This window comes from Micromonospora sp. NPDC049282 (genome assembly GCF_043197045.1).
Lineage (GTDB): Bacteria > Actinomycetota > Actinomycetes > Mycobacteriales > Micromonosporaceae > Micromonospora.
This window is the reverse complement of record NZ_JBICSL010000001.1, coordinates 689,702-701,453: the sequence shown is the minus strand read 5'-3', so window position 1 is coordinate 701,453 and position 11,752 is coordinate 689,702. Positions and strand designations below refer to the sequence as shown.

The 11,752-nt window shown below is 72.7% G+C and carries 13 protein-coding genes; 6 read left to right on the top strand and 7 right to left on the bottom strand.

Annotated elements, in window-relative coordinates; translation table 11 throughout:
- Window positions 1-30: 30 nt before the first annotated feature.
- Complete coding sequence (locus ACGFI2_RS03250; RefSeq protein WP_393509775.1) at window positions 31-336, top strand: hypothetical protein; 306 nt, start codon at window positions 31-33, stop codon at window positions 334-336.
- 21 nt (window positions 337-357) lie between these two features.
- Complete coding sequence (locus ACGFI2_RS03245; protein WP_393509772.1) at window positions 358-669, top strand: helix-turn-helix domain-containing protein; 312 nt, start codon at window positions 358-360, stop codon at window positions 667-669.
- On the opposite strand, the gene ACGFI2_RS03240 is transcribed toward ACGFI2_RS03245, so the two are convergent.
- From ACGFI2_RS03240 to ACGFI2_RS03225, 4 genes are all read right to left on the bottom strand, one after another.
- Window positions 670-1,122 (bottom strand): hypothetical protein, encoded by a 453-nt coding sequence (locus ACGFI2_RS03240; RefSeq protein ID WP_393509769.1) that lies wholly within the window; start codon window positions 1,120-1,122, stop codon window positions 670-672.
- 100 nt (window positions 1,123-1,222) lie between these two features.
- On the bottom strand, window positions 1,223-1,570 hold the full coding sequence (locus tag ACGFI2_RS03235; protein WP_393509766.1) for a DUF779 domain-containing protein: 348 nt from the start codon (window positions 1,568-1,570) through the stop codon (window positions 1,223-1,225).
- The gene (gene adh, locus ACGFI2_RS03230; RefSeq protein ID WP_393509763.1) at window positions 1,570-3,075 is read right to left on the bottom strand and encodes an aldehyde dehydrogenase; all 1,506 of its coding nucleotides are present in this window, start codon (window positions 3,073-3,075) and stop codon (window positions 1,570-1,572) included. The genes ACGFI2_RS03235 and adh overlap by 1 nt, the downstream gene beginning before the upstream one ends.
- 40 nt (window positions 3,076-3,115) lie before the next feature.
- The gene (locus ACGFI2_RS03225; RefSeq protein WP_393509760.1) at window positions 3,116-4,399 is read right to left on the bottom strand and encodes a transcriptional regulator; all 1,284 of its coding nucleotides are present in this window, start codon (window positions 4,397-4,399) and stop codon (window positions 3,116-3,118) included.
- A gap of 156 nt (window positions 4,400-4,555) precedes the next feature.
- Between ACGFI2_RS03225 and ACGFI2_RS03220 the strand changes: the two genes are divergently transcribed.
- Window positions 4,556-5,215 (top strand): hypothetical protein, encoded by a 660-nt coding sequence (locus tag ACGFI2_RS03220; RefSeq protein WP_393509757.1) that lies wholly within the window; start codon window positions 4,556-4,558, stop codon window positions 5,213-5,215.
- 63 nt (window positions 5,216-5,278) lie between these two features.
- On the opposite strand, the gene gabT is transcribed toward ACGFI2_RS03220, so the two are convergent.
- Window positions 5,279-6,568 carry a 4-aminobutyrate--2-oxoglutarate transaminase gene (gabT, locus tag ACGFI2_RS03215; protein ID WP_393509754.1) on the bottom strand — a complete coding sequence of 430 codons (1,290 nt, stop codon included), beginning with the start codon at window positions 6,566-6,568 and terminating at the stop codon, window positions 5,279-5,281.
- Window positions 6,569-6,630: 62 nt separating this feature from the next.
- Window positions 6,631-8,070, bottom strand: a complete 1,440-nt coding sequence (locus ACGFI2_RS03210; protein WP_393509751.1) for a gamma-aminobutyraldehyde dehydrogenase — start codon at window positions 8,068-8,070, stop codon at window positions 6,631-6,633.
- Window positions 8,071-8,212: 142 nt separating this feature from the next.
- Here ACGFI2_RS03210 and ACGFI2_RS03205 point away from each other — a divergent pair, with 142 nt between their 5' ends.
- Window positions 8,213-9,652, top strand: a complete 1,440-nt coding sequence (locus tag ACGFI2_RS03205; protein WP_393509748.1) for an aldehyde dehydrogenase family protein — start codon at window positions 8,213-8,215, stop codon at window positions 9,650-9,652.
- Window positions 9,653-9,658: 6 nt separating this feature from the next.
- On the opposite strand, the gene ACGFI2_RS03200 is transcribed toward ACGFI2_RS03205, so the two are convergent.
- Complete coding sequence (locus ACGFI2_RS03200) at window positions 9,659-10,894, bottom strand: SUKH-3 domain-containing protein (protein WP_393509745.1); 1,236 nt, start codon at window positions 10,892-10,894, stop codon at window positions 9,659-9,661.
- Window positions 10,895-10,972: 78 nt separating this feature from the next.
- Between ACGFI2_RS03200 and ACGFI2_RS03195 the strand changes: the two genes are divergently transcribed.
- Window positions 10,973-11,386 carry a YbaB/EbfC family nucleoid-associated protein gene (locus tag ACGFI2_RS03195; RefSeq protein ID WP_393509742.1) on the top strand — a complete coding sequence of 138 codons (414 nt, stop codon included), beginning with the start codon at window positions 10,973-10,975 and terminating at the stop codon, window positions 11,384-11,386.
- Complete coding sequence (locus ACGFI2_RS03190) at window positions 11,376-11,747, top strand: hypothetical protein (RefSeq protein ID WP_393509739.1); 372 nt, start codon at window positions 11,376-11,378, stop codon at window positions 11,745-11,747. Before ACGFI2_RS03195 ends, ACGFI2_RS03190 begins: the two co-directional genes overlap by 11 nt.
- Window positions 11,748-11,752: the final 5 nt, after the last annotated feature.

Here is an 11,752-nt window from a genome sequence, read left to right as displayed (position 1 = left end):
GTCGGGTTTAGTCCGAGCTATAGTCGAGGCATGGGTGCGGACGGGAAGCGTTGGTCGGTCAGGGTCACCGGCGAAGTCCGGCACTGGCTGCGCGACCTGCGGCACGACGATCCGGCGTCGTACGAGAGCGTGCGCGTGGCAGTGGACAAGCTGGCTGAGGTCGGGCCGGGGTTGGGGCGTCCGCTCGTGGATACGTTGCGCGGGAGCAACCTCCGCAACCTCAAGGAGTTACGGCCCCGCTCGGGTCGCGGGCAACAAGGCGGGCAACTGGAGCCGCTGGTACCAGCGAAACATCCCGGCGGCGGAGATTGCCTACAAGGCCTGGCTCGACAATGAGCGTGAGCGAAGGGGGGAGTCGTGACGGAGTTCCACGACTGGGACGAGGTCCGCGCCGAGCTCGGCGGTGACGACGAGGCGTACGAGCAGGAGCGCGCCCGGACCGAGGCGTGGGTGAGCGCCTTCCACCTGGCCGAGGAGCGCAAGCGGTTGGGGCTCACCCAGCGGCAGGTGGCCGAGATCATGGGGGTCACGGCGGGTCGGGTGAGCCAGATCGAGAACGGCGATCTCGACGTCAACGAGGTGGCCACGCTGAGCCGGTACGCCAACGCGCTCGGCGCCCGGTTGCGGATCATCTTCGACTACGGCGACGACCTCCGGCAGATTGCCTGATCAGGGGCGAGGGCAGTAGGACCGCAGGCGAACGGGCTCGGTGGTTTCGGTGAGGGAGTTGGGCTCGACGACCAGGCGGGCGGTCGTCGTCGCGCGCCCGGGACGGAAGGCGCCCGCGTCGGCGGGGACGGTGGCGGTCCAGGTGCCGGCGGTACGCCCGTCGGTGCACGCGCCGATCACGCCGAACCCGAAGCCCGTGACCGAGGTGCGCCGCAACCGCTGACCGAGGTGCACCTCGATGTACGCCAGGCCGCGCTCGTCGCCGCACTCGAACCGGCCGCGCACGGTGGCGGTGTGGGCGCGGACGTCGGCGGCGCCGAACCAGTCGACCGAGATGGCCGGGGCCGAGGCCGCCGGGGCGGCGACGGCGGCACCCGGCGCGAGCCCGAGCGTGGCGGCGGTGGCGGCGGTGGCGAGGCCGGCGGCGAGCAGGGTCGGGCGGACCGGGCGCATGGGCGGGCTCCTGTCGGACGGTGGTGGGACGCGGCTCCGATGTGGACGGCGTCAGCATCCCACCGCCGCGATGTCCGTGAGCTGCAAGATCTTGGACAGGTCAGCGGGCGAGCCGGGAGCGGATGAGGAAACGGACGCCCTCCGGGGCCTCCAGCGAGAATCCGCTGCCCCGGCCGGGCACCACGTCGACGGTGAGCCGGGTGTGCTGCCACAGCTCCCACTGGGCCTTCGACATCCAGAACTCCACCGGCTCGGGCACACCGTCGACGGCCAGCGAGGCGAGCAGCACGTCCGAGCCGCCGGTGCGGAACTCGCCGGCCGGGTAGCACATCGGGGCGCTGCCGTCGCAGCAGCCGCCGGACTGGTGGAACATGAGCGGGCCGTGCTGCCCCCGCAGCGACCGGAGCAGGCCGGCCGCCGCGGGAGTCAGGGTCACCGGGTCACCCATCAGAAGAAGCCCAGCTTCTTCGGGGAGTAACTGACCAGCAGGTTCTTGGTCTGCTGGTAGTGCTCCAGCATCATCTTGTGGTTCTCCCGGCCGATGCCGGACTGCTTGTAACCGCCGAACGCGGCGTGCGCCGGGTAGGCGTGGTAGCAGTTCGTCCAGACCCGGCCCGCCTGGATCGCCCGCCCGGCCCGGTACGCGGTGTTCATGTCCCGGGTCCACACGCCGGCGCCGAGCCCGTACAGCGTGTCGTTGGCGATCTTCACGGCGTCGTCCAGGTCGGCGAAGGAGGTCACGGACACCACCGGCCCGAAGATCTCCTCCTGGAAGATCCGCATCGAGTTGTCGCCCTCGAAGATGGTCGGCTGCACGTAGTAGCCGCCGGCCAGCTCGCCGCCCAGGTCGGCCCGCTCGCCGCCGGTGAGCACCTTCGCGCCCTCCTGCCGCCCGATGTCCAGGTAGGACAGGATCTTCTCGAGCTGGTCGTTGGACGCCTGCGCGCCGATCATGGTGTCGGTGTCCAGCGGGTGCCCCTGCGTGACCTGCCGGGTCCGGTCCACGGCGGCGGCCAGGAAGTCGGAATAGTGCCCCTGCTGGATGAGCGCCCGGGACGGGCAGGTGCACACCTCGCCCTGGTTGAGGGCGAACATGGTGAAACCTTCGAGCGCCTTGTCCAGGAAGTCGTCGGAGGCGGCGCTGACGTCGTCGAAGAACAGGTTCGGGCTCTTGCCGCCCAGCTCCAGCGTGACCGGTCTGATGTTCTCGCTGGCGTACTGCATGATCAGCCGCCCGGTGGTGGTCTCGCCGGTGAACGCCACCTTGGCCACCCTCGGCGAGGACGCCAGCGGCTTGCCGGCCTCCACCCCGAAGCCGTTGACCACGTTCAACACGCCCGGCGGCAGCAGGTCGCCGATCAGCGAGAGCAGATAGTGGATCGAGGCGGGCGTCTGCTCGGCCGGCTTGAGCACCACCGCGTTGCCGGCGGCGAGCGCCGGGGCGAGCTTCCAGACCGCCATCAGGATCGGGAAGTTCCACGGGATGATCTGCCCGACCACGCCCAGCGGCTCGTGGAAGTGGTAGGCCACGGTGTCGTCGTCGAGCTCGCCGAGCGAGCCCTCCTGCGCCCGGACCGCGCCGGCGAAGTAGCGGAAGTGGTCGATCGCGAGCGGGATGTCGGCGGCCAGCGTCTCGCGTACCGGCTTGCCGTTCTCCCACGTCTCGGCGATCGCGAGGGACTCCAGGTTGTCCTGCATCCGGTCGGCGATCCGGTTCAGGATCAGCGACCGCTCGGCCACCGGGGTGCGGCCCCACGCGTCCGCCGCGCCGTGCGCCGCGTCGAGCGCCTTCTCCACGTCCTCGGCGGTGCCGCGGGCCACCTCGCAGAAGGTCTGCCCGGTCACCGGGGTCGGGTTCTCGAAGTACTTCCCACCGTGCGGCTTCACGTACTCGCCGCCGATGTAGTGGTCGTAGCGGTACTGCCAGTGGGTGGGGGCGTCGTAGCGCGTCACGGGTACCTCCGCCGTCCGTTCAGGGGTGGATGGCGGGACGCTAGTTTCCGCGACGTTGCAGCAACGTTGCGCGCGGCAGCGCGTACTCCTCGGCGAGCTGGCGAACCCGCGCCACGGCGAGCGGCCGGCGCGGCGCGCCCGGCGGCAACGCCCGGGCCAGCGCCTGCCAGGCGGTGAGGTCGTCGGCGCCGGCGGGCGTCGCGGTCCAGGTCGCGAGCAGGCCCGGGTCCGCGCTTGCCAGCACCGCCGCGCGCACCTGGCCGTCGACCAGCCGGCGCAGCCGCGCCACCCCCGGCGCGTCCGACCCGGGCAGCAGGGGCCCGGGGTACGCGCGCAGCGCCGCTGCCGGGTCGCCCCGCTCCAACAGCTCGGTGACGGTGCGGAAGTCGGCGCGCACCGGCCCGCGCAGCCGGTAGGGGCGGGAGTCGAGCAGGTCCGGACCGAGCGCGCGGCGCAGCCGGGACAGCTCGGCGCGCAGCGTGACCGGGTGCAACCGGTCGTCGCCGTAGAGGTCGAGGCCGAGCTGCTCGCCGGTGCGCCCCTCCGGGTGGTCGACGAGCAGCACCAGCAGCTCGCTGTGCCGGCGGCCGAGCCGGACCTGCCGACCGCCGACGCGCAGCTCCGCCTCGTCGCGGCCGAGTGCGGCCACATGTGGCACCCCCGGGGCGGCGGGCGTCGCGGCGGCCAGGAACGCCTCGGCGGCGCGGGCGGTGGCCCGGACCAGGGCGAGGCTCTGCGGGCTGGCCAGGTGGTCGCCGCCGGTGATGTCGACGGCGCCGAGCACCAGGCCGGTGGCCGGGTCGTGGATCGGGGCGGCGGCGCAGGTCCAACGCTGCACCGGCCGGACGAAGTGCTCGGTGGCGAAGATCTGCACACTGTGGTCGACCGCGAGGGCGGTGCCCGGCGCGTTGGTCCCGGCGTTCGCCTCGTCCCACCTGGCGCCCGGCACGAAGTTCATCCGCTCGGCGTGCCGGAGCACGCCCGGGTGGCCCTCCACCCAGAGCAGCCGCCCGCCGGCGTCGCAGACCGCCATCAGGTGCGCGCCGTCCTGCGCGATGCCGCCGAGCAGGTCGCGGAAGAGCGGCAGCACCCGGGCCAGCGGGTGCGCGGCACGGTAGCTGTCCAGCGCGTCGTCGGTGAGGTCGACCGGCGCGGTGGCCTCCGGGTCGAGCCGCGCGGAGCGTTCCCAGGACCGGCGGACCACGTCGCGGACCCGGCCGGTGGTGGCGCCCGCGGTGAGGAACGCCTCGTGGGCGGCGCCGACCTGCGCGATCCGCTCCGCCGGATCCGCGCCGAACTCCAGAGCGAGCCAAGGGTCAGCCACCAACCGACCTCCTTCCACCCATGGTAGGGGCAAGGAAGGGGCCCCGCTTAACGCATCTGGTACAGGCGGGGGCCCCGCTTGACACGCGGGCCGGCTGAACGGTCCGGCCCTGGCATCCGTATCAGGCGTCGAGGGACACCGACGACGGGAGTGAACGTGAGGGTGCAGCGTAAGCACGTGCTGGCGGCAACCGTGGCGGTGGCCGCCACGGTGGTCGTCTCGGTGGGCACCGGAATGGGATTCGCCGAGACCGCGCCGGCCGGAAAGTCGGTCTGTGCCGGGTCGGTGACCTTCTCGGCCGAGGGCGGAGGGCCGGCGGCCACCAGCGACCGGTTCCCGGCGGGCACCCGGCTGCGGGTGACGAACCTGGACAACAACAAGGCGACCACGGTGACCGTGGTCGGGCCGTCGGGCAGCTGCGTGCTGCTCAACGCCGCCGCCATGGACCTGGTCCGGGAGCCGGGCAAGAACGTCATCCGCCGCAACGTGGTGGAACGCCTCGACGGCGCCGCCCCGGCCCCCGGGGGCGCGCAGCCCGTCGAGACCCGGCCGGGCAACGCCCAGCCGATCGGCGGCAGCGTCTGCACCGGGCCGGTCACGTTCTCCGCCGAGGGCGGGGCGCCGGCCGCCACCAGCGGGCAGTTCCCGGTGGGCACCCGGCTGCGGGTGACGAACCTGGACAACAACCGGGTGGTGACCGTGACGGTGACCGGGCCGTCGGGCAGTTGCGTGCTGCTCAACTCCGCGGCCATGGACGCGATCCGCGAACCGGGCAAGAACCTGGTCCGCCGCAACGTGGTCCAACTGCTGCGCTGAGGCCGAAGGGGTGGAACACCACGGGCGAAACCTGGGGGGATCTACGCCCGTGGTGTTCCACGATCAGGGGGCCGACCGGGGTCGGCCGAAGGCGGCCTCAAGGATGTCGAGGCCCCGGCCCAGCTCGCCGTCGGAGATCACCAGCGGGGGCAGGAAACGCAGCACGTTACCGTAGGTGCCGCAGGTCAGGGTGAGCAGCCCGGCCGCGTGGCAGGCCGCCGAGAGCGCCGCCGTGGCCACCGGATCGGGGACGATCCCGCCCGGCTGCACGATCTCCACGGCGAGCATCGCGCCCCGGCCGCGTACCTCGGCGACCCGCGGGTCGCGGGCGGCGATCACCCGCAGCCGTTCGCCCATCGCCGCGCCGATCCGCCGGGCGGCGGCGGCCAGGTCCAGCTCGTGCATGGTGGCGATCGCCGCGAGCGCGGCGGCGCAGGCGATCGGGTTGCCGCCGTACGTGCCGCCGAGGCCGCCGACGTGCACGGCGTCCATCAGGTCGGCCCGCCCGGTCACCGCCGCCAGCGGCAGCCCGCCGGCCATGCCCTTGGCCAGCGTGACCAGGTCGGGCTCGACGCCCTCGTGCTGGCAGGCGAACCAGTCGCCGGTGCGGCAGAAACCGGTCTGGATCTCGTCGGCGACGAAGACCGCCCCGGCCGCCGTCGCCCACTCGCGCAGCGCCGGCAGGAACCCCTCCGCGGGTACGACGAAGCCGCCCTCACCCTGGATCGGCTCGATCAGCAACGCGGCCACGTTCTCCGCGCCCACCTGCTTCTCGACCATCTCGATCGACCGGGCCGCGGCGGTCGCCCCGTCGAGCCCGCCGTCGCGCAACGGGTACGACATCGGCACCCGGTAGATCTCACCGGCGAACGGCCCGAACCGGTGCTTGTACGGCATGTTCTTCGCGGTCAACGCCATCGTCAGGTTGGTCCGGCCGTGGTAGGCGTGGTCGAACACCACCACGGCGGACCGACCGGTGGCGTGCCGGGCGATCTTGATCGCGTTCTCCACCGCCTCGGCGCCGGAGTTGAACAACGCCGACCGCTTCTCGAAGCCGCCCGGCGTCACCGCGTTGAGCTGCTCGCAGACCGCCACGTACGACTCGTACGGCGCGACCATGAAGCAGGTGTGGGTGAACCGCTCGACCTGGGCGCGGACCGCCTCGACCACCTTCGGGGCGGAGTTGCCGACGTTGGTGACCGCGATGCCGGCGGCGAAGTCGATCCACTCCCGGCCGTCCACGTCGGTCAGCGTGCCGCCGCTCGCCCGGTCGACGTACGCGTCGACGACGCTGCCCACGCCCCGGGCCACGGCAGACCCGCGTCGCTTGTGCAGCTCCTCGCTGGAAGGCATGAGATCTCAGCCTTCTTTCGTTCGCGACTGCGGGGCTCGCAAAACCGGCTCACTCCTCGCGCTCACCAGGCCTCGATGTGGTGCATGACGTGCTTGACCCGGGTGTAGTCCTCCAGGCTGTAGACCGACAGGTCCTTGCCGTGGCCGGAGTGCTTGAAGCCGCCGTGCGGCATCTCCGAGACGAACGGGATGTGGGTGTTCACCCAGACGCAGCCGAAGTCGAGACGGCGGGTCATCCGCATGGCCCGGCCGTGGTCGCGGGTCCAGACCGAGGCGGAGAGGCCGTACTCGACGCCGTTGGCCCAGCGCACCGCCTCCTCCTCGTCGGAGAACCGCTGCACCGTGATCACCGGCCCGAACACCTCGTCCTGGATGATCTCGTCGGCCTGCCGGACGCCGGAGACCACGGTCGGGGCGTAGAAGAAGCCGCGCTCGCCGATCCGGGCGCCGCCGGTGGTGACGTCCGCGTGGTCGGGCAGGCGGTCCACGAAGCCGCTGACCCGGGCGAGCTGGTTGGCGTTGTTCAGCGGGCCGTAGAGCACGTCCGCGTCGTCCGGACCACCGGTGCGGGTGTTGCGGGCCTGCTCGGTGAGCGCGGCGACGAAGTCGTCGTGGATGCCGGGGCCGGTGAGCACCCGGGTGGCGGCGGTGCAGTCCTGACCGGCGTTGAAGTAGCCGCCGACCGCGATCGCCTCGGCCGCCGCCGCGACGTCCGCGTCGTCGAAGATCACCACCGGGGCCTTGCCGCCCAGCTCCAGGTGGGTCCGCTTCAGGTCCGGCGCCGCCGCGGCCGCGACCTCCATGCCCGCCCGGGTCGAGCCGGTGATCGACACCAGCTGCGGGGTGGGGTGGGAGACCAGCGTACGACCGGTGTCGCGGTCGCCGCAGACCACGTTGAACACGCCGGGCGGCAGGTGCTCGGCGGCGATCTCGGCCAGCAGCAGCGTCGACACCGGCGTGGTGTCCGACGGCTTCAGCACCACCGTGTTGCCGGCGGCGAGGGCCGGGGCGATCTTCCAGACCGCCATCATCAGCGGGTAGTTCCAGGGGGTCACCTGCGCGCAGACGCCGATCGGCTCCCGCCGCACATATGACGTGTGGCCGGCCAGGTACTCCCCGGCCGAACGCCCTTCCAGCAGGCGCGCCGCGCCGGCGAAGAACCGCAGCTCGTCCACGGCCGGCGGCAGCTCCTCGTCGGTGGTGAGCTGCCGGGGCTTGCCGGTGTTGCGCACCTCGGCGTCGACCAGCTCGGCGGCCCGCGCCTCCACCGCGTCGGCGAACTTCAGCATCGCCCGCTGCCGCTCGGCCGGGGTGGCGTCCCGCCAGCTCTCGAACGCGCTGGCGGCGGCCGTCATCGCCGCGTCCACGTCCGCCGGCCCGGACACCGGCGCCCGGGCGAAGACCTCGCCGGTGCACGGGTCGACCAGATCGGCGTAGCCGCCGTCCACCGGGTCGACGTACTCGCCGTTGACGAAGTTGCGCAGCTGCTGCTGGTCGCTCATGTCAAGTCTCCGAGAGGGTGGCCGGGTGGAAGGTAAGCGGAGGTTCTCGCAATCTGACTGCCATCTTGGCTACTGAATCCGAGGCAGACAAGGGTTTGGGCAACTGTTTCCGCGTGGGCGTCTCTGGTCTACGCTGCCGGACGTGGAGCCGAGAGCTTTCTATGTCGCCGGCCGCCCCGCCCACGGCGAGGGGGAGTTGACCGTCACCCACCCGTACGACGGGCAGGCGGTGGGGCGTACCACGCTCGCCACGACCGAGCAGGTCGAGGCCGCCGTCGCCGGCGCCGCCCGGGTGGCCGCGGCGGCCGCGGCCCTGCCCGCGCACGTCCGCGCGGCGGCCCTGGACCACGTCACCCGGCGGCTCGCCGAACGCGCCGACGAGGTCGCGGCGCTGATCACCGCCGAGAACGGCAAGCCGGTCAAGTGGGCGAAGGCCGAGGTCGGGCGCGCGACCTCGGTGTTCCGCTGGGCCGCCGAGGAGGCCCGCCGCTTCTCCGGCGACCTGCAACGCCTCGACACCGACCCGGCCGCGACCGGGCGGATCGCCCTGGTCCGGCGGGTGCCGCGCGGGCCGGTGCTCGGCATCACCCCGTTCAACTTCCCGCTCAACCTGGTCGCCCACAAGGTCGCCCCGGCGCTCGCCGTCGGCGCCCCCGTCGTGGTCAAGCCGGCCCCGGCCACCCCGCTCACCGCGCTGCTGCTCGGCGAGATCCTCGCCGAGACCGACCTGCCCGAGGGCATGTTCTCCGTGCTGCCGCTGCCCAACGAACGCGCCGCCGAGCTGGTCGCCGACCCGCGGCTGCCGGTGGTGTCGTTCACCGGCTCCGGGCCGGTCGGCGCCGCCGTCCGCCGGGCCGCCTGGGACAAGCACGTCACCCTGGAACTGGGCGGCAACGCGGCGGCGGTGATCTGCGCCGACTGGTCGTCGGACGAGGACCTGACGTTCGCAGCGCACCGCATCGCCACGTTCTCGAACTACCAGGCCGGGCAGTCGTGCATCGCGGTGCAGCGGGTCTACGTGCACGAATGGCTCTACGACGGCTTCCTGCCCCGGCTCGTCGCGGCGGTCGAGGAACTGCGCACCGGCGACCCCCGCGCCGAATCGACAGACGTCGGCCCGATGGTCTCCGTCGAGGCGGCGCAACGCGTCGAGACCTGGGTGCACGAGGCGGCCGCCGCCGGGGCCACCATCGAGGTCGGCGGCCGGCGCGACGGCGCGACCTTTCCACCGACCGTGCTCAGCGGGGTGCCCGCCGACGCCAAGGTCTGCGCCGAGGAGGTGTTCGGGCCGGTGCTGGTGGTCGCACCGGTCGCGGACGACCGGGCCGCGTTCGCCGCGGTCAACGACTCCGCGTACGGGCTGCAGGCCGGCGTCTTCACCCACCGCCTCGACGTGGCGTTCGCCGCCGCCCGCACGCTGGAGGTCGGCGGCGTGATCGTCGGCGACGTGCCGTCCTACCGGGCCGACCAGATGCCGTACGGCGGGGTGAAGGGATCGGGCGTCGGGCGGGAAGGGCTGCGCAGCGCCATGGAGGACTACACCGAGCAGCGCGTCACGGTGCTCACCGGGGTGGAGTTGTAGGGCCGGTCACCAGGTGCCGTCGTCGCGTACCCGGGCGGGGGCGCGGCCGAGCAGCAGGGTGGTGAGGGCGGCGTCGATGTCGGCGCCGAGGAACCACTCGCCGGCCTGGTCGAGGACGAAGACCCGGCCGTGCTCGTCGACCGCGAGGATGCTCTCCTGGCGTTCGCTGCCCAACGGGAAGAGGCGGGTGCCCAGGACCGCGCCGAAGTCGGCGAGGGTGTCGGCGGTGTGCGCGACCTTCCGCGGTCGCACCTCGAAGCGCGAGATCCACACCGCTTCGCCGGGACCTTGACGAGCACTGACCAGGCCGGGGAAGGCGGTGAGTGTCGACAGGGCGGCCGGGAAGGAAGCGTGGCCGTGCTGGATGCCGCTGACCTCGGTGACCTTCCGTACGGAGGTGGCAGCCGACACCTCGTCCCCGAAGTGCGGTCGCCAGCCGGCGACCACGAGCGCGTTCGCGACCTCGGCGGGGAACCGGTCGGGATCGGGCGGCGTCTGGGGCTCCGGGTGCCACGCCTCGGCATAGGCCAGTTCGGGCCACGGGAGCACGTCGAAGTGCACGAGAAATCTGATGCACGACTCGCAGCGAAGTTCAGCCGGTCCGCCGGCCGGGTCGCCGGACTCGCGAATGCGGAAGAATTCGATGCGGCTCGTCCCCAGCAGCTCGCGTGCCTCCTCGAAGGTCAGCGGTGCGAGCCCGTCGGTGGCCCGTCGGTGGTCGTGCTCGTGCAGCGCGTCGGAGACGACGATCATCTCGGCGTGCCGCTCACCGCCCCGGACCAGATGGCCGGTGGGTAGTTCGTCCAGGTAGGACCGCACGAGCGGATGGTGGCGCAGCTCGACGTCGCCCTTGGCCCCCTGCGCCACGTGCAGTTGGCCGTCGAGCGTGAGGTGGGCCGCGGCGCCGGGAGTCGGCAGCCGGGTCAGCTCGCGGAGCAGTTGCCCGGCCGGGTCGACGGTGCGGGCCGCGCGCGGTTGGGTCGGGCGGCGTTGCCGGTACATCTGCTCGACCGCGTCCGCCGGGATCCGGGGCCAGGTGGACACCTCGCCGGTCTCCTTGTCGATGACCGTGGTCGGCAGGTCGCCGGGCAGGGCGCGGGCCCCGGTGGACACGGTGGACACGATCACGTAACCCAGGTCGAACTCCTCGACCACTGGGGTGCAGGGGAAACCGAGACGGTCGGAGTCCCGCCGGGCCCACACGGAGGCGATCTGCTCGGCCTGCTGTCGCTCGATCACCACCTGAAATTACCGGACCCCATGGATTTCGTGGCACCCGGTATGGTCGGCCCTACCCACGGTGACGGAAGGGGAGCGGCGGTGGCTGAGAGTGCGGACCGGGATGCGAACCGTGCACTGCGCGCGCGGTTCGACGAGGTGTACGGCCAGTACCAGCGCCTGCGGTCCGGGCTGGACGAGCTCCAGACCAGGCTGGCCGAGCTGCGGGTGACCGAAAGCTCCGACGACGGCCAGGTCACCGCGGTGGTCGGTGCGCGCGGCGAGCTGATCAGCGTCGAGGTCACCCCGGCCGTGTTCCACGACCGCGACGCCCGGGCGTTGAGTCGGAAGATCACCGAGACCGTGTTGCGGGCCAACGCCGCCGCGGGCACCGCCACCCGTGAACTGGTCTCCGGCTATCTGCCGCCCGGCTCACCGTCGGTCGAGTTCCTGCGTACCCATGACTTCGGCGCGTTGCTGGGCCGGGCCGACGCCGTCACCTCGCGTGGCGAGTGACCCGGTGGCCGGGGACGAGATCTGGCTGGACCCGGACCGGGCCCGGCGCGGTGGCGCCGACCTGGCCGTGACCGGCCGGGCGGTGACCGGGGCGCGGCGGGAGACCGGTGATCCGATCGCTGCGGCCGGCGCGCAACGGCCGTGGGGGCGGGACGACATCGGCGCCGCGTTCGACAAGCACTACCAGGGCTACGCCGAGACGCTGCTGCGGGCCTGGGAGCTGCTCGGCCGGTCGCTCGAAGGGATCGGCTCCGACGTGGTCCGCTCGGTCACCGCGACCGTCGAGACGGACCTGGGCAATGCCCGTGACCTCGGGCAGATCCCGCACCAACGGCACAACCCGCATCGGCCCTGGCGCTGACCACC

Coding starts and splice junctions, on each gene's coding strand:
- ACGFI2_RS03250 (WP_393509775.1), top strand. CDS start 31: ATGGGTGCGGACGGGAAGCGTTGGTCGGTCAGGGTCACCGGCGAAGTC.
- gabT (WP_393509754.1), bottom strand. CDS start 6,568: ATGCCTTCCAGCGAGGAGCTGCACAAGCGACGCGGGTCTGCCGTGGCC.
- ACGFI2_RS03210 (WP_393509751.1), bottom strand. CDS start 8,070: ATGAGCGACCAGCAGCAGCTGCGCAACTTCGTCAACGGCGAGTACGTC.
- ACGFI2_RS03240 (WP_393509769.1), bottom strand. CDS start 1,122: ATGCGCCCGGTCCGCCCGACCCTGCTCGCCGCCGGCCTCGCCACCGCC.
- ACGFI2_RS03235 (WP_393509766.1), bottom strand. CDS start 1,570: ATGGGTGACCCGGTGACCCTGACTCCCGCGGCGGCCGGCCTGCTCCGG.